We start from the raw sequence: 15,545 nt of genomic DNA, 5'->3' as shown, positions 1-15,545 counted from the left end.
CGGCGGCACTTGAAAACGCGCCAGCTGCAAGGGTGGTGCGACCGGACGGAACATCCATCCGCCGGGAAATCAATACGGAGACATTGATGGCCGCAAGCATCCAGCAAAGCCCGATCGGGGCCGTATTGCCCGATCTCGAGAAGACCGCCTATGACAAGGTGTTCTGGCGGACCGTGCCCCTGTTCTTTGTCTGCTACGTGGTGTCTTACCTCGACCGCGTCAACATCGGCTTCGCCAAGCTGCAGATGCTCGGCGACCTGGACCTGACCGACAACGTCTACGCGCTGGCGGCCAGCATGCTGTTCTGGGGCTATGTGCTGTTCGAAATGCCGAGCAACCTGATCCTGCACCGCGTCGGCGCACGCCGCTGGATCTCGCGGATCATGATCAGCTGGGGCATCGTCTCGATCTCGATGATGTATATCGGCCCGCTGGCCACGCTGTTCCACACCACCCCGGCGAACGTCTTCTACGTCCTGCGCTTCCTGCTGGGCGTATGCGAGGCGGGCTTCTTCCCCGGCGTGGTGCTGTACCTCAACCAGTGGTTTCCCTCGCACAAGCAGAACCGCGTGCTGGCCGGCTTTATGTTCGCGCTGCCGCTGAGCCTGTGCATCGGCGGTCCGGTATCGGGCTGGATCCTGCAGAACATGCAGGACACCCTGGGCCATCGCGGCTGGCAATGGATGCTGCTGATCGAAGGCCTGCCCGCGGTCATCCTGGGCATCGTGGTGCTCGCCCGGCTGACCGACTCGGTGGACCAGGCGCACTGGCTCAGCGCCGAAGAAAAGGCGCTGGTCAAGCGCAACCTCGCCACCGAGAACGCGCACAAGGCGCACAACTTCGGCGCGGCGCTGAAAAGCCCGGTGATCTGGCTGCTGTGCGCGATCCTGCTGGCGATGAACACCGGCTTCTACGGCCTTTCGTTCTGGCTGCCGTCGATCATCCGGGCAAGCGGCATCGACAACGTCTACCACGTCGGCCTGCTGTCCGCGCTGCCCTACGTGGCGGCGGGCGCATTCATCGTGGCCAATGCCATGCACGCGAACCGCACCGGCGAACGGCGCCTGCATGCCGCGATTCCGGCGGGCTGCGCCGGCATCGGCCTGATCCTGAGCGCGGCCTTTGCCAGCCAATTTGAATTGTCGCTGCTGCTGATCTGCGTGGCCGCGGCCGGCATCCTGGGCGTGGCGCCGCTGTTCTGGATCTTCTCCGGCCGCGCCCTGACCGGCGCCGCGGCCGCGGCGGGCCTGGCCATGATCAACTCCGTGGGCAGCCTGGCCGGCATCACCGGGGCCATGATTTCGAATGTGGCCAAGAACATCACCGGCAGCGTCCACAGCGGCACCTACGTGCTGGGTGCCTGCCTGCTGCTGTGCTGCGTGCTGATCCTGCTGCTGCCGCGGGCCATCGTGTCGGCCGACGCGCCCCGCCCCTGAGCGCCAATGCCTGCGCCCCGACCCACTCATGTCAAGACAAGGAGAGACCATGGAAACACCATCGCTGCGATCGGAGATGGGCTGGAGCACCGCCGATCGCATCACCGTGCGCGGCATGGACCTGTGCCAGGACGTGCTGGGCAAGCTCTCGCTGGGCGACTTTGCCTTCCTCGAAATCACCGGCCGAACGCCGAGCGCGGCGGAATCGACCGTCTTCAATGCGGTGCTCGCGGTGCTGGTGGAACACGGCATGACGCCCTCGGCCATGGTGGCGCGGCTGACCTACCTGGGCGCACCGGAGTCGATGCAGGCCGCGATTGCGGCGGGACTGTGCGGCCTGGGCACGACCTTTGCCGGCACCGCCGAGGGGGCCGCCCGCCTGTTGCAGGGGGTGCGGCCGCTGGGCACAGACGTGCCATACGACGCCGCCGAGGCCGCCGACACCGCCGCGCGCATCGTGCGTGAGCACCGGGAGCAACGCCTGCCGGTACCGGGCATCGGCCATCCCGTGCACAAGCCGGTCGATCCGCGCGCCGTCAGGCTGTTTGCCATCGCGCAGGAAAACGGCCTGGCCGGGCCTTATGTCACGCTGATGCAGGCGATCTCGCAAGAGGCCGAGCGCGCCTTCGGCAAGGCAGGCAGGCTGCCCGTCAATGCGACCGGGGCCATCGGCGCGATCGCCTCCGAACTCGGTTTGTCCTGGAAGCTGTGCCGCGGCCTGGCGGTGGTGAGCCGCGCGGTCGGCCTGCTCGGCCATCTCGCCGAGGAAATCGAACACCCCATCGCCAATACGCTGTGGGTGCGCACCGAGGAAGCATCGTCGTCGCACCTGGTACCGAAGGAGCCGCAATGAAGATCCTGCAGAACATCCGCGTCATCGAGATTGGCCGCTTCATCACCGCGCCCTTGGCGGCGCAGTTGCTGGGAGAGCTTGGCGCGGAGGTGATCAAGATCGAATCGCCCAAGGTGGTCGATCCGTTCCGGACCTTCGACGGCGGCATGTACGCGGGCCATTTCCAGTCCCATAACCGCAACAAGCGCTCGCTGGCGCTCGACTTCGCCACGCCCGACGGGCGCAAGGTACTGCAGGACCTGCTGTGCGAGGCCGACGTGCTGCTGCTGAACATGCGCCCCGGCAGCGAGGCCAGGCTGGGGCTGGATGCCGCCCACCTGCAGCAGGTCAATCCGCGGCTGGTGCATTGCTCGATCACCGGCTTCGGCGCGGATGGCCCCTATGCGCACCGCCCCGCCTTCGACAATGTCGGCCAGGCCCTGTCCGGCTGGATGTCGATGTTCCATCGCGGCACCGACGCCCGCGTGCCCGGACCGCCGGTGTCCGATACCATCTCCGGCATCTACGCCTGCATCGGCATCCTGGGTGCGCTGGTGGAGCGCGCCACCACCGGCCGCGGCAGGAAAGTCGAGGTGTCGATGCTGGAAGCAATGATCGCGCTGGCCACCGAGCCGCTCGGGCAGCTGTCGGCCTATGGCAGCGCGCCGGAGTTCTTCAGCCGTGCGTCGAAGTCCCAGTCCTACCTGGTCACGTGCCGGTGCGGACGCCGCATCGGCATCCATCTGTCTTCGCCGGAGAAGTTCTGGCAGAACCTGCTCGGCGCGATCGAGCGCCCGGACCTGGCACAGGCCTATCCGGACCGCATGAGCCGCGTGCAGGGCTATGACGCCATCGCCGCCGAGCTCGGCGCGGTCTTTGCCACCGCTGAGCGCGATACGTGGATGGCACGCCTGCAGCAGTACGACGTGCCGGCGGCGCCGGAACTGCGGCTCGACGAGCTCGGCGGCGACGCCCAGGTGCGCCACCTCGGCATCTTCTACCAGATGGAACACCCCGACTACGGACCCGTGCGCGCAGCCAACCGCGCCATCCGCTACGATGGCGACAACGCCAGCGGCTTCCGTGCGCCGCCGGCATTCGGCGAGCATTCGGTCGAACTGCTGCGCGAGGCCGGCTTCGACACGGCACGCATCGAGCAGCTGATCGGCGCGGGAATCGTCGTCGACCACCACCGGCAGCCCGCTGGCGAAACGCCAGGCTGAGGCGATCGCAGTCAACCATGATTCTTGCCCATGATCGAACTCGACAAGACCGACCTGAGGATACTGGCCGAGCTCCAGCGCGATGCCAGCCTGACCAACGTAGAACTGGCCGCGCGCGTCAATCTCTCGCCCTCGCCCTGCCTGGCGCGCGTGCGCGTGATGAAGCAGTCCGGACTGATCAGCAAGCATGTCACGCTGCTGGACCCGCGCAAGCTTGGCCTGAACGTCAATGTCTTTATCCAGGTCAGCCTGGAAAAGCAGACCCGCGCCGGCCTGGAATCGTTCGAGCGCGCCGTGCTGGCGTTGCCGCAGGTGATGGAGTGCTACCTGATGAGCGGCGATTCCGATTACCTGATCCGGGTGCTGGTTGCGGAAGTGCAGGCGCTCGAACACTTCATCGTCGACAAGCTGACGCGGCTGGCCGGCGTCGCCAGCATCCGCTCGAGCTTCGCGCTCAAGCAGGTGAAGTACCAGACCGCATTGCCGCTGCCGGAGCCGGTGCCAAAGAAGCAGGGACGATAGCCGCGATCCGGTGGCGGTTTCGTGCGCCGCCGACAAACCCCGCGCGGACTCCGCAGCAACCCCAATTGTTGTTCGTCAGGCTGACTCGGTACATTCACGTCGGCATCGGTTGCCGACGAACGCTGCCATCGGCGGCATGAACGAACAGGAGTAGAAGATGGCGGAGCGGTTTCCCGCGCAGATCCTGCAGGGCGACTTCGGGCGCGCAACGATCAATACGACCGAGCAGGCGATCGTCGAACATGCCCATCGTGAATTCAATGTGATCATCAAGCTCAGCGGCGCGGATACGAGCCTGCAGTCAGGCTCGGTTTCGCTGACGGTGGACGATGACTCGGTGGTATTGCTCAATCCGTGGGTGGTGCACGCCAAGCTTCCCAGCGACAACGGCCCGGCGACGATCCTGTCGCTGTTCCTGAACCCGTCCTGGCTGGCGGATGAATTCGCCGAGACGGCGCTGCACCTGGATCATCTGTTTCCCGATCCCAGGGTTGCGCGGGTCGATGCGCTGCGGGAAACGGTGAATCTGCTGGTCGCCGCCATGTCGACGCGGTCCCTGGAGTCGCCGGGAATCTGCGAGGCACGCCTGAAAGCCGTGGTGGCCACGGTGGTGAGGCACTATGCAAAGCTGGACGGGGACAGCCTGGCGCTCAGGAACACGCGCCCGACGGATCGCCGCATCCGCAAGGCGATCGCTTATATCCACGAACATGCCACCGAGAACCCCAAGGTTGGCGACATCACCCGGTCGGCCGGCATTTCGCGCTCGCATTTCTTTACGCAGTTCAGCCGCTGCGTCGGGGTCTCGCCCCGGCACTATATCGACAGCCTGCGCCTGGGCATTGCCACGCGCTGGCTGGCCGGCACGGACCGCCCGCTGACCGACCTGGCCGATGAACTCGGCTTTGGCACGCACAGCAACTTTACGCGCTTCTTCACCCGGCACATGGCGCTGTCGCCAAGCGAATTCCGCCGGCGCGCGACGCCGCTGGCCCACCCGGATCGGCAGTGAAGTCTGCCGGGGCCGCGACGGCCAATGGCCACGGCTTGTGCCGGGGGCCTCGCGGTCGCTAGACGCGTCGCTGCCCGCTCATCGGCTTGAAGGCGCTGCGCTGTCCGATGCGCGCATACCAGGCGTCGAGCGCCGGGAACTCCGCCCAAGCCGGCTCCATGATCTTCCAGAGGTTGTAGCTGATCGCCACCGGGATATCGGCAATGGTGAAGCGGGCGCCCGCGACATAGTCGCGCGTCGCGAGCTCGCGCTCCGCCAGCCGCAGCAGCGGCAGGATGCCGGACCGCGCCGCCTCGATCTCTTGCGCGGTCGGCATCGTGCTGCGCGGCTTGACCACCAGTACCGCAAGCGCGCGGATGGCCGGCGCCAGATGCGCGCACTGCCAGTCCAGCCATTGGTCGATGACGGCGCGACTGCGCAGGTCGGCCGACGTCAGCCGCTGCGCCGGATCCTTTGCCGCCAGGTAGCGAAGAATGGCGTGCGATTCCCACAGCGCGTGGCCGCCGTCTTCGATGGTAGGAACGCGGCCGTTCGGATTCCTGGCCAGGTAATCGGACGTGTCGAGTCCGCCGGCAGCGCCACCGGTCTCTTTCAGCACGTAGTGGAGGCCCAGCTCCTCGCAGGCCCACAGCACCTTCTGCACATTCGGCGAGCCGCGGTGGCCCCAGACGGTGAGCATCGATGATCCTTTCGAACAGGGATTGAGACAGACGTGGGGCGCCCGCGCCCGTTACGGCGTCACGGTGCCGCCAATGGATTCGATCGCCCTGATCAGCGTATCCTCCTCGACCTCGGCCTGGCCGCCGCTGGTTGCCACGGCGCCGACCAGCACCCCGTCGATCCAGATCGGCAGCGAGCCGATGGCAGGCAGCAGCGGCGCGCCATATCCCAACGACGCGATATTGCCCCACACCATCGGATGGTCGACATAACGCTGGCGCAGGGCCCGCCCCGATTGCCCGCCGGTGGCGACGCAGGCAAAGGCTTTTCCGCGCGCCACTTCCATCGTGATAAAAGGGGCGCCGTCCATTCGCGCGGCCGCGACCGGATGCCCCGCGCTGTCGACTACGACAAAGCTGAGCGCGGTGCCATGCGCTTGTGCCAGCCGGATCGCGGCTTCCAGTATCTGGCTGGCTTGCTGGTAGCCGATCAGCGTGAGGCGATTGGCATTCGAAGTTTCGGTAGTCATTGGCGTTTCGCTTGTCAGAGAGAGGGATTCGTCCCGCGCCTAGCGGATGGCGGCGCGAAAGGTGGCGGTGCGGCTCAACAGGAATACCGAAGCCGCTGCCAGGAAGCCGGGCAATGCAATCGCGGCATAGATGCTGGCCGTAGACCAGTGCCAGCTCACCAGCCAACCGACACTGAGCGGACCCAGCACCGCGCCGATACGCGCAACGCCGAGCGACCAGCCCACACCGGTGGCACGGACGCGTTCCGGATAGAGGCTTGCCGCGAGTGCGAGCAGCGACCCGCCCGCTGCCGACGAGAAGAAGCCGGCAAGGCAGGCCGCGATCGCGACTACGGCGAAGCTTTGCGCAAATGCGCCCAGGCATACGATCGATATGGCCGCCGCCGTCAGCGCCAGCATCAGGGCGCGTTGCGGAGAGACATAGCGCAGCGCGGCGCTGATCAGCACCGTTCCCGCGACGCCGCCGGCGTTCAGCAGGCCCAGCATCGATGCGGCCATGGCAATGGTCCAGCCGGCCTGCTGCAGCAATGACGGGGTCCAGACGCCCACCACGACCAGCACCGTCCAGGTCATCCAGCACGCCAGCCACAGCCACGCCGTGGCCATGCCGCGGCCTTCGCCGAACAATGTCCGCAGCGGCGCAACCCCCGGCGCGCGGCCGGCCTTGCCATGGGGCTGGCGTTGCACCTCGCGGGATTCCGGCAGCAGGTACGCCAGCAGCGGCACCAGCAGCAGCGGCGCGCCGCCGCCAAGCAGGAAGATGGCCTGCCAGCCGAAGCGCGGCAGCGTGAAGGCGCTCGCAAACGAGCCCACCATGCCGCCGATCGGCACCGCCGCCCACAACAGCGTGACGACCCGGGCGCGTAGCGCAGGCGGCGTGAACTCGGATGCCAGGCTGATGAAATTGGGGGCGACGCCGCCCAGGCCGATACCGGCCAGGATGCGGATCACCATCAGTTGCCCGTACGAGCCCGCCAGGGCCGTGCCGAGCGAACTGAGCGCGATCAGCAAGGTTCCTGCCACCAGCAAGCGCTTGCGGCCAAAGCGGTCGCCCAGCGCGCTGAAGGTCACGGCGCCGATCAGGAAGCCGATCTGCGACGCGCTGAACAGCAGCCCGAAATCCTGGATACCGATGCCGATCGACGTCGCCATGGCATCGGCCGCAGGACCGACGGACTGGGTGTCGAAGCCATCCAGGAACGCCACCAGCCCGCACAGGACGTAGACGCGCCAGGGCAGGCGCTGCGCGCCGTCTGGCGCCGAGGGCGCGGCATCCGCCTGCGTTGCCGCGATATCTTGTTGAACAGAGACCATGTCACCAACCCGCGCGAGGCGGGATCGAAGGATGCGGGAAGGCGTGCCCGCCGCTGCGGGCACGCCGGGAAGACCTAGGCCCCGGTGCGCAGCGAGCGCGAAATCTGCGCCTGCCGCTCCGGGCTGAAGATGCGCTTGGGCAGCATGGCCTGCATGACTTTCGGGGACTGGAAGTGGTAGTTGCTGTTGGTCTGGTTGGCGTACTGGGTTACGCGGAAGCTGCCCTCGATACTGCAAAGCGCATACACGTCGTGCCAGGACAGCGCCGTCGCGCCGCTGATCCAGCCGATCATCTGCCGCAGTGCGGCCGTGAGTGCCTCTTCGAGGCTTGGTCCCGAGCCGAGCACGATCCAGTGCGTCGGCGTTTCGGCCACCGGCGCGCTCAGCGGCATACGCTTGTGCAGCACGTATTGGATGCGCAGGTCTTCCATCGCGGTTTCGATGCCGGTCTGGTTGACCGCACCGTCTCCCTGCGCGGCATTCGAGTCGCCGGTCCACATCCTGGCGCCGGGCACCTGCACCGACACAAACAGCGAGGTGCCTTCGACCAGTGCCGGCAGCGACAGGTTGCCACCGTTAGCACCAAGCAGCAGCGCACTGGTCGGCTTGTCGCCGGCCGGCTGCGCGGCAATCGCGCCCTGCACCGGCGCCAGCGGGATGCGCACGCCGCTGGCGAACTCGGCAAAGCGCCGCTCGGCGTCGAAGCGGAAGTAATGCAGATACGGTTCCTGGAAATCCCCTGGCAGCGCACCCATGCCCTTCACCGTCGAATTCCAGCCCCAGTCGATCGGGCGCAGACGCAACATCCTGCACTCGATCACGTCGCCTGGCATGGCACCCTTGATGCCGACCGGTCCCACCAGCGATTGCGGCCCCTGCGGATACCGCTTGCGCACCACGTTGCGCTCGGCGAAGGACATGCCGTACTTGGCTTCATTGCCCCAATGCACCCAGGTATCGGGGTAATGGACGACATCGCCCGATTCAATCTCCAGCACCGGCGGCGCGGCCGGATCCATCTCGCCGACGCGCACGGTCTGCGGCGTCGAGCGCAGCGTGTGCACCTTGCCGTGCTGGTTCGGGTCGAACACGCGGGCCTGGCCGCGCTCGCCGTCGGCGGCGCTGCCCGATGCGGCGTGCGCTGTCGCGCCGAACAGCATCGAAGCGCCGCCGATGCCCGCCAGCTTCAGCATGCCACGCCGGCTGAGCCCGGTGCCGACCTCGGCTGCAAGCCGGCGGATAGCGTCAAGGTTCGATGCGTCGGCGTCATCGCAGGCATTTGCCTGGCCGATGTTGGTTGTCTCTGTGTTCACTTGCTTTCCCCCAAGTTTTGTCCGGTCGAACACTGCCGGTCCCGGCGCTGCTGTCGCACGTGGCGATCGGTCCGACGATACCTGCGGTGGTACGGCAGCCCTTGCCCGGCGCGTCGGCTCGCTTATCAGATCGTCTGATTTTCAGCACGGCGCCGCGCGGCTTGCGCCCAGCACCACGGCGGCGAGCCAGGCACGTTCCGTCCCGTGGTTCAGCCAGCGATGACGCACGCCGTTCTGGACCACCGTGTCGCCGGCCTGCAAGGTGGTTGCGACGCCGCTGTCGAGCTCGAGCGTGATCGCGCCACTGAGCACCACGACAAAGTCGATCGACGTGGTCGCATGCATGCCGGGCACCTCGGGGTCCATCAGTTCGAGCAGCCCGGGAATGTCCCGCTCCATCTCTTCCCTGGCCCGCCCGAGGTCGGCCGGCGCTTGCGCACCCAGGACTTCGCTGAGCGGCGGCACGCTGAAGACGGAGAAGTGATAGCCGCCAGGCGGCGGCGAGAACGTCGGCGCGGCAGTCGGCTCGCCTGGATTCGGCACCGCGGGCGCTGATTCCGCGCCCCACAGCGGCACCGTGGTCACGCCGCCCGCCAGCGCCGGTGCGCGTTCCCGCACCGTTTCGTCGGAGGCGATCACCGCCTTGCCATGCTGCAGACCTGTCACCACGCGCCTGATTTGCTTCATTGGATCGTCTCCCGGACGTCTTCACTGTTGACGACGCGCCGGACTGGCGGCGACTCATGCGGCACCGGCAGCCCGTACGCAACGCTGCGCAGTCTAGGGCGGGCGCTGCCACGCCTGGCATGCACCGACGAGATATTCGGACTGCGGGTTAAGCCTGCGGGCTATCCGGTCACGAGGATCCGCCGGTGCCCGATTACGCTGCGTCCTCACAGGCGGTGGGCGGAAACAGGAAGGCGGCATCGGCCGGTCCACCCGTCCCACCTTGCTTCGACATCCATGCACCCGTTCTGAACATGAAGATCATTGCTTATGCAAACGGCAACGCGACTGCGCTTGGCGTCGTCACCAGCCCCACGCACTTCGTCGCGGTCGCGGAGATCGCACCGGATCTGCCTGCCAGCCTGATCGCGCTGCTGGAACTCGAGGACGGACTCGCGCGGCTGCGCGAAGCCGTGGAGGGTGTGACGGGCAATCGCGCCCTGGCCTCGGTCAGGCTCAAGCCATTCCTGGCCCGCCCCAATGCCATGTGGGCGCTGGCGCTGAACTTCAAGAGCCACCTCGCCGAGACCGGGCTGCAGACCAACGGCGACTATCCGCATCTGTTCTTGCGGACGCCGGCGTCTTACGTCGGCGCGGGCGAAGCGATCGTCGCGCCGCCCGAAGCCGTTGCGCGCGCGTTCGATTACGAAGGCGAACTGGGGGTGGTCATCGGCAAGCCCGGCCGCTTCATTGCCGAGGAGCGCGCGCTGGAGCACGTGGCCGGTTACACCTGCCTCAACGAAGGCTCGGTGCGCGAGTACCAGGTGCACAACCGCCAGTTCGGGCTGGGCAAGAACTTTGAAGCCTCGGGCTCGTACGGGCCGTGGCTGATGACCGCCGACGAGTTCGGGGACCCCGCCACCCACACGGTGCTGACCCGCCTCAACGGCGTGGTGCGCCAGCGCGCGCGGCTCGACGACATGCTGTGCAGCGTGGCCAGGGTGATCAGCTACCTGAGCGAGGGCTACAAGCTGCGGCCCGGCGATCTGATCGCGATGGGCACGCCGGGCGCGCTGAAGCCTCAACCGGATGACGTCGCAGGCCTGGACCTGTCGCGCCAGTACGGCCTGTTCAAGGTGCCGGGGCTGGTCCACATGCGCCCCGGCGACGAGGTGGAGGTGGAGATCGACGGGCTCGGGGTCCTGCGCAATCCGGTCGTTCGTGACGACACGCATCCGGGAACAGCAGGGTAAGACGAGACATCCTGCGCTGCCGCCAGCGGCGCCGTGGGCCGGTGCGCCTGTCGTGTCCCTTTTTCGAGTTCATAACAAGAGAGATTGGAGGAGAAGATGTTGGAAGCACGTCATTGCCTGAAGCACAGCCTGACCCTTGCCTTGCTCGCCGGGCTGGCCGCCTCGGCCACGGCCCATGCCGGCGGGGTGCGGCTCTACGGCCTGATCGACACCTATGTCGGCAGCATCAAGCCGAGCGGCGCGCCACGCAGTTCCTGGCAGCTCGACAACGGTGGCGAGACCACGCCGTTCTGGGGCATGGGCGGCGAAGAAGACCTGGGCGGCGGCCTCAGCACCGTGTTTGCCATCGAGAGCTTCTTCCGCCCCGACACCGGCGAGATGGGCCGCAGCCCGGTCGACACGATGTTTGCCCGCAACGCCTATGTCGGCCTGTCTTCGAACAAGTTCGGCGAGCTGCGCATCGGCCGGAATTCCACGCCCATGCTCTATCTCACCGGACAGTTCAATCCCTTTGCCGGCTCGACGCGCTTCTCGCCGCTGAACGTGCAGAACTGGATTCCCACGTTCGGGCGGCTGATCCATGGCGATACCGGCTGGAGCAACGCGGTGCGCTACCTATCGCCCGACTTTGGCGGGCTGAGCTTCCAGCTCATCTATGGGCTGGGCGAGGCCGCCACCAACAATGGCACCAACAACATGGGCGCCATGATCCGCTACCAGAACGGCCCGCTGGACCTGGCCGTGGGCGGCAACCACACCAAGACCGGCGCCGCCATCACGGCGCTGGAGCCAAGCCAGAAGGTGCTGTTCACCGGCGCCTCGTACGACTTCAAGGTGCTGAAGCTGTTCGGCACGTTCAACATGACGAAGAACGGGCGCTCCGAAGTGCGCACCTATACCTACCAGGCCGGGGTCTCGGCGCCGCTCGGACCCGGCCGGCTCAATGCCAGCTACGCGTGGACCCGGAACGACCGCCGCACCCTGGATGACTTCAACCGCACCACGGCAGCGATCGGCTATAGCTACGACCTGTCCAAGCGCACCGACGTCTATGCCAACTACCTCTACGACAAGCTGACCACCGCCGGCACCGGCAACACCTTTGGCGTGGGACTGCGCCACAAGTTCTGAGCGCGCAGCCGCGCAGCACATCGTGCCGGCCAGGCCGGGCAAGCCGGAACAAGCCGCGCTTTGCCCGGTGCATCGCGCCTGGAAACGGCACATCCTGCCGCGCGGCGGTCCTTAGAATGGATCGCAACCATCAGAACGATAATTCGACAGGAGACCGCATGCGCTATCCGAAGATCGTCCTCGGCCTGCTGGGGATCACCGCAACGATGCTCGCTGCCGTGCCTGTGGTGGCCGCCGCACAAGACTATCCGGCACGCCCCATCCGCCTGGTGGTGCCGTTCGTGCCCGGGGGCGTCACCGACGCCACCGCGCGCCTGCTGGCAAACAAGCTGGGACAGTCGCTGGGCCAGAACGTGATCGTCGACAACCGCCCCGGCGCCTCCGGCAACATCGGCGCCGAGATCGTCGCCAGGTCCGCTGCCGACGGCTACACGCTGCTGCTGGGCTTTGACGGCGCGCTCGTCACCGGCACGCACATCACCCGGCCGCGCTTCAATGTGCTGACGGACTTCGCGCCCGTGACCAAGGTCGGCGATGCCACCCTGATCTTCGTGACCAGCCCTTCGGTACCGGCGAAGAGCTTCAGCGAACTGGCGGCATATGCGCGCGCCAGCAAGGGCGGCGGCCTGTCGTTCGGCAGTTCCGGCACCGGCACCACCTGCCATCTCGCCGGGGAACTGCTGCGCGACCAGGCCGGGATCCCGCTGCAGCACATCGCCTACAAGGGCGGCTCGCAAGCGCTGACCGACGTGCTCGGCGGCTCGCTGCCGGTGCTGTGCACGGCGGTCGCCAGCGTGTCGCAGTATGTGAAGAACGGCCAGGTCCGGGCCATTGCGGTGACCGGCAGCCATCGCGTCGGCGCGCTGCCCGAGGTCCCGACCCTGATGGAGTCGGGGGTGAAGGACTTCAGCGTCGATTCCTGGGTAGGCATCCTCGCGCCGGCGGGCACGCCTGCCGCGGTGGTGACGCGCCTGCAGCGGGAAATCCGCAAGGTGCTGGACCAGCCCGAAACACGCAGCAAGATGCTCGACCTTGGCATCATCCCGGTCGGCAATACGCCGGACGAATTCACCCAGCAGATCCACCGCGACTATGCCCGCTACGGTGACGTGGTGAAGAAGGCCGGCATCACACTCAACTAGCGCGGCCAGTCCTCACTGCAAGCGCGCTTCCCATCCCACCCTGTCGATCATGTTCTCTACCAGCGATCTTTCCGACGCGCATCCGGACACAACCTCGGTCTGCCAGCTGCAGTTCCGCAGCTTCGGCCTGCGCGAGCAATTTGCCGGTCCCTGCGCGACCCTGCGCGTGCAGGAAGACCACCGTCCCGTGCTGCGCCAGCTGTCCAGGCCAGGTGCCGGCCGGGTGCTGGTGGTCGACGTGGGCGGGTCCCTGCGCATCGGCGTGTTCGGCGACCGGCTTGCGACCCTGGCGGCAAGCAACGGTTGGGCCGGCCTGGTGATCCACGGTGTCATCCGCGACAGCAAGGCGGTCAATGGCATCGATATCGGCGTCAAGGCGCTGGGGACCACGGCGCTGCGCAATGCGGCCGAGCAGCCCGGCGCCGAAGATGACATCCCGCTGCGCTTCGGCAACGTGACGTTCCGCCCGGGCGAGTGGGTCTATTGCGACGCGGACGCCGTGCTGATCAGCCCGGAACCCATCGGCGCGGCCGCGCCGCAAGACTACTGATCGTGGAGACAGCGAATGTCCGTGCCGCATGAACATGAGCCTGCGTCGCGCAGCATCGGCGTGCCGGTACACGGCCTGCACCACTTCGCGTGGCGCTGCCGCGATGCCGAAGAGACGCGCCACTTCTATGAAGACCTGCTGGGTCTGCCGCTGGTCCACATGGTCCGCGCCGACGTGGTGCCCAGCACCGGCGAACGCTGCCCGTATGCGCACCTGTTCTTCGAAATGCAGGATGGCTCCTGCGTCGCCTTTTTCGACCTGGGCGATGACCAGGCCGCCGAACCTTCACCGAACACACCGCCCTGGGTCAACCACCTGGCGCTGCGCGTGGCCTCGCGCGAAGACCTGCTGCAGGCCTGCCATCGCCTGAGAGCCGCCGGCGTCGACGTGCTGGGCGTGACCGACCATCATTTCCTGGAATCGATCTACTTCTTCGACCCCAACGGCATTCGCCTCGAGCTGACCACGCCGGCCGGCGACCCGGACCACGCCCGCGCGGCGCGCGAGAGCGCGCATCGCCAATGCGCGGAATGGATGGCGGAGAAGGCCCGGGCGCGGCAACAGCGTGCGGGCCAGGACCCCGCTGACACACACCGCGGCTAACCCCCACGTCAACGGCACGGCGCCAGCGGGCCGGTGGCGCCCCGTCACGCTTGGCGCCTGTGCGCGGCCGTGCCGACGCTCGCACTTTTGCGGGCACCTCCGTGCGCGGTTGTGCCCCTTTCCCCATCCAGCACCTTACCCAAACGGATGCGCAATGCCTGATCTTTCACGCAAATACGAGTTCGACCGGCTGCCGGTCATCATCAAGTTCCAGGAGCCGGCCGGCATGGCCGAGACCTACGGCTTTGCCGGCAGCCAGGGCTACACCTTCCTGGAGGGGCAGCGGCTGGTACCGCGCGGCGCGCCCTCCGGCGTGGTCTACCTGTTCATGCATCCGTCATCCACGCTGCAGCTGATGCCGATGCCGATCGCGCTGGCGGAGGCGGGCATGCACGTGCTGTGCGCCGCCAGTCGCTACGCCAAGAACGATAGCGCCCTGATCATGGAGAAAGTGGCGTTCGACCTCGGCGCCTACATCCGCCATGCGCGCGAGGTGCTCGGCTATGAGAAGGTGGTGCTGGTGGGCTGGTCGGGCGGGGGAGCGCTGTCCCTGTTCTACCAGGCCCAGGCGGAGTGCGCGACCATCACGCATACGCCGGCCGGCGATCCGTACGACCTGACGCAGGCGCGCCTGATCCCGGCGGATGCGCTGATATTCGTGGCCGCGCACCTGAGCCGGCCCGAGACCCTGACCGAGTGGCTGGACCCGTCCGTGACCGACGAACTCGATCCCGACCGCCGCAACCTGGAGCTGGACATCTACGACCCGCGCTGTCCTTATCAGCCGCCGTACCCGGCGGAATTCGTCACGCGCTTCCGCCAGGCGCAACGGGCACGCAACCGCCGCATCAGCGACTGGGCCATCGACATGCTGGCCCGGCTCAGGCGCGGCGGCACGGAACTGGAGCGGGGCTTCGTCGTGCATCGCACCATGTGCGATGTGCGCTGGCGCGATACCACCATCGACCCGAACGGGCGCAGGGCGGACTGGTGCTATCTGGGCGATCCGCGCGTGGTTAACTCGGGACCGGTCGGCCTGGCTCGCTTTTCGACGCTGCGCAGCTGGCTCTCGCAATGGTCGTATGACCATTCCAACATCAAGGGTCCGGTGAATGCGGCGCGCATACGGCATACACCGGTGCTGCAGATCGAGAACGGCGCCGACGACGCGGTGCCCGCCACGCACAACCCGCAGGTGTTCGAGGCGCTGGCGACCGCCGACAAGGAATTCGTGCGCATCGAAGGCGCCACGCACTACTATCTCGGACAGCCCCGGCAAATGCAGCAGTGCCTTGACATCGTCGCGAGCTGGTCCGAACGCAAGGTTGCCGCTTGATCTGGCAAGACGGCAAGACGGCG

At 67.1% G+C, this 15,545-nt stretch carries 16 protein-coding genes; 11 read left to right on the top strand and 5 right to left on the bottom strand.

The features are described 5' to 3' along the window. Positions 1-86 precede the first annotated feature (86 nt). From LIN44_RS24425 to LIN44_RS24405, 5 genes are all read left to right on the top strand, one after another. Positions 87-1,436, top strand: coding sequence for an MFS transporter (locus LIN44_RS24425; protein ID WP_227314834.1), 1,350 nt, complete (start codon positions 87-89; stop codon positions 1,434-1,436). Positions 1,437-1,485: 49 nt separating this feature from the next. Continuing rightward, positions 1,486-2,289 (top strand): citryl-CoA lyase, encoded by an 804-nt coding sequence (locus tag LIN44_RS24420; RefSeq protein WP_227314833.1) that lies wholly within the window; start codon positions 1,486-1,488, stop codon positions 2,287-2,289. Next, on the top strand, positions 2,286-3,491 hold the full coding sequence (locus tag LIN44_RS24415) for a CaiB/BaiF CoA-transferase family protein (protein ID WP_227314832.1): 1,206 nt from the start codon (positions 2,286-2,288) through the stop codon (positions 3,489-3,491). Before LIN44_RS24420 ends, LIN44_RS24415 begins: the two co-directional genes overlap by 4 nt. A 30-nt stretch (positions 3,492-3,521) precedes the next feature. After that, a complete protein-coding gene (locus LIN44_RS24410) occupies positions 3,522-4,013 on the top strand; it encodes an Lrp/AsnC family transcriptional regulator (protein ID WP_227314831.1) in 492 nt (163 codons plus the stop codon). A 157-nt stretch (positions 4,014-4,170) separates the two neighbouring features. Continuing rightward, complete coding sequence (locus LIN44_RS24405) at positions 4,171-5,025, top strand: AraC family transcriptional regulator (protein ID WP_227314830.1); 855 nt, start codon at positions 4,171-4,173, stop codon at positions 5,023-5,025. Between the two features lie 58 nt (positions 5,026-5,083). On the opposite strand, the gene LIN44_RS24400 is transcribed toward LIN44_RS24405, so the two are convergent. The 5 genes from LIN44_RS24400 to LIN44_RS24380 form a co-directional block, all read right to left on the bottom strand. After that, the gene (locus LIN44_RS24400; protein ID WP_227314829.1) at positions 5,084-5,704 is read right to left on the bottom strand and encodes a glutathione S-transferase family protein; all 621 of its coding nucleotides are present in this window, start codon (positions 5,702-5,704) and stop codon (positions 5,084-5,086) included. Positions 5,705-5,755: 51 nt separating this feature from the next. Beyond that, positions 5,756-6,214: a heme-binding protein gene (locus tag LIN44_RS24395; protein WP_227314828.1), complete on the bottom strand. Its 459-nt coding sequence runs from the start codon at positions 6,212-6,214 to the stop codon at positions 5,756-5,758. A 39-nt stretch (positions 6,215-6,253) separates the two neighbouring features. Continuing rightward, a complete protein-coding gene (locus LIN44_RS24390) occupies positions 6,254-7,528 on the bottom strand; it encodes an MFS transporter (RefSeq protein WP_227314827.1) in 1,275 nt (424 codons plus the stop codon). A 74-nt stretch (positions 7,529-7,602) separates the two neighbouring features. Beyond that, the gene (locus LIN44_RS24385) at positions 7,603-8,841 is read right to left on the bottom strand and encodes an acetamidase/formamidase family protein (RefSeq protein ID WP_227314826.1); all 1,239 of its coding nucleotides are present in this window, start codon (positions 8,839-8,841) and stop codon (positions 7,603-7,605) included. Between the two features lie 141 nt (positions 8,842-8,982). Next, positions 8,983-9,528: a cupin domain-containing protein gene (locus LIN44_RS24380; RefSeq protein ID WP_227314825.1), complete on the bottom strand. Its 546-nt coding sequence runs from the start codon at positions 9,526-9,528 to the stop codon at positions 8,983-8,985. A gap of 293 nt (positions 9,529-9,821) precedes the next feature. Here LIN44_RS24380 and LIN44_RS24375 point away from each other — a divergent pair, with 293 nt between their 5' ends. The 6 genes from LIN44_RS24375 (at position 9,822) to LIN44_RS24350 (ending at position 15,522) form a co-directional block, all read left to right on the top strand. After that, complete coding sequence (locus LIN44_RS24375) at positions 9,822-10,760, top strand: fumarylacetoacetate hydrolase family protein (RefSeq protein ID WP_227314824.1); 939 nt, start codon at positions 9,822-9,824, stop codon at positions 10,758-10,760. Between the two features lie 96 nt (positions 10,761-10,856). Then, positions 10,857-11,891, top strand: coding sequence for a porin (locus LIN44_RS24370; RefSeq protein WP_227314823.1), 1,035 nt, complete (start codon positions 10,857-10,859; stop codon positions 11,889-11,891). A gap of 158 nt (positions 11,892-12,049) precedes the next feature. Beyond that, the gene (locus tag LIN44_RS24365; protein WP_227314822.1) at positions 12,050-13,033 is read left to right on the top strand and encodes a tripartite tricarboxylate transporter substrate binding protein; all 984 of its coding nucleotides are present in this window, start codon (positions 12,050-12,052) and stop codon (positions 13,031-13,033) included. Between the two features lie 49 nt (positions 13,034-13,082). After that, positions 13,083-13,583 carry a ribonuclease E activity regulator RraA gene (gene rraA, locus LIN44_RS24360; protein ID WP_227314821.1) on the top strand — a complete coding sequence of 167 codons (501 nt, stop codon included), beginning with the start codon at positions 13,083-13,085 and terminating at the stop codon, positions 13,581-13,583. A gap of 15 nt (positions 13,584-13,598) precedes the next feature. After that, on the top strand, positions 13,599-14,186 hold the full coding sequence (locus LIN44_RS24355; RefSeq protein ID WP_227314820.1) for a VOC family protein: 588 nt from the start codon (positions 13,599-13,601) through the stop codon (positions 14,184-14,186). Positions 14,187-14,340: 154 nt separating this feature from the next. Further along, positions 14,341-15,522 (top strand): alpha/beta hydrolase, encoded by a 1,182-nt coding sequence (locus LIN44_RS24350; RefSeq protein ID WP_227314819.1) that lies wholly within the window; start codon positions 14,341-14,343, stop codon positions 15,520-15,522. Positions 15,523-15,545 lie beyond the last annotated feature (23 nt).

Source organism: Cupriavidus sp. MP-37, assembly GCF_020618415.1.
In the GTDB taxonomy this organism is placed as follows: domain Bacteria; phylum Pseudomonadota; class Gammaproteobacteria; order Burkholderiales; family Burkholderiaceae; genus Cupriavidus.
The sequence above is the reverse complement of the archived record's forward strand: the minus strand, read 5'-3'. Positions and strand labels throughout refer to the sequence as shown.

Bases quoted from the DNA above. Each gene is read 5' to 3' on its own strand.
- LIN44_RS24425 (WP_227314834.1), top strand. From the start codon at position 87: ATGGCCGCAAGCATCCAGCAAAGCCCGATCGGGGCCGTATTGCCCGAT.
- LIN44_RS24420 (WP_227314833.1), top strand. From the start codon at position 1,486: ATGGAAACACCATCGCTGCGATCGGAGATGGGCTGGAGCACCGCCGAT.
- LIN44_RS24415 (WP_227314832.1), top strand. From the start codon at position 2,286: ATGAAGATCCTGCAGAACATCCGCGTCATCGAGATTGGCCGCTTCATC.
- LIN44_RS24410 (WP_227314831.1), top strand. From the start codon at position 3,522: ATGATCGAACTCGACAAGACCGACCTGAGGATACTGGCCGAGCTCCAG.
- LIN44_RS24405 (WP_227314830.1), top strand. From the start codon at position 4,171: ATGGCGGAGCGGTTTCCCGCGCAGATCCTGCAGGGCGACTTCGGGCGC.
- LIN44_RS24400 (WP_227314829.1), bottom strand. From the start codon at position 5,704: ATGCTCACCGTCTGGGGCCACCGCGGCTCGCCGAATGTGCAGAAGGTG.
- LIN44_RS24395 (WP_227314828.1), bottom strand. From the start codon at position 6,214: ATGACTACCGAAACTTCGAATGCCAATCGCCTCACGCTGATCGGCTAC.
- LIN44_RS24390 (WP_227314827.1), bottom strand. From the start codon at position 7,528: ATGGTCTCTGTTCAACAAGATATCGCGGCAACGCAGGCGGATGCCGCG.
- LIN44_RS24380 (WP_227314825.1), bottom strand. From the start codon at position 9,528: ATGAAGCAAATCAGGCGCGTGGTGACAGGTCTGCAGCATGGCAAGGCG.
- LIN44_RS24375 (WP_227314824.1), top strand. From the start codon at position 9,822: ATGAAGATCATTGCTTATGCAAACGGCAACGCGACTGCGCTTGGCGTC.
- LIN44_RS24370 (WP_227314823.1), top strand. From the start codon at position 10,857: ATGTTGGAAGCACGTCATTGCCTGAAGCACAGCCTGACCCTTGCCTTG.
- LIN44_RS24365 (WP_227314822.1), top strand. From the start codon at position 12,050: ATGCGCTATCCGAAGATCGTCCTCGGCCTGCTGGGGATCACCGCAACG.
- rraA (WP_227314821.1), top strand. From the start codon at position 13,083: ATGTTCTCTACCAGCGATCTTTCCGACGCGCATCCGGACACAACCTCG.
- LIN44_RS24355 (WP_227314820.1), top strand. From the start codon at position 13,599: ATGTCCGTGCCGCATGAACATGAGCCTGCGTCGCGCAGCATCGGCGTG.
- LIN44_RS24350 (WP_227314819.1), top strand. From the start codon at position 14,341: ATGCCTGATCTTTCACGCAAATACGAGTTCGACCGGCTGCCGGTCATC.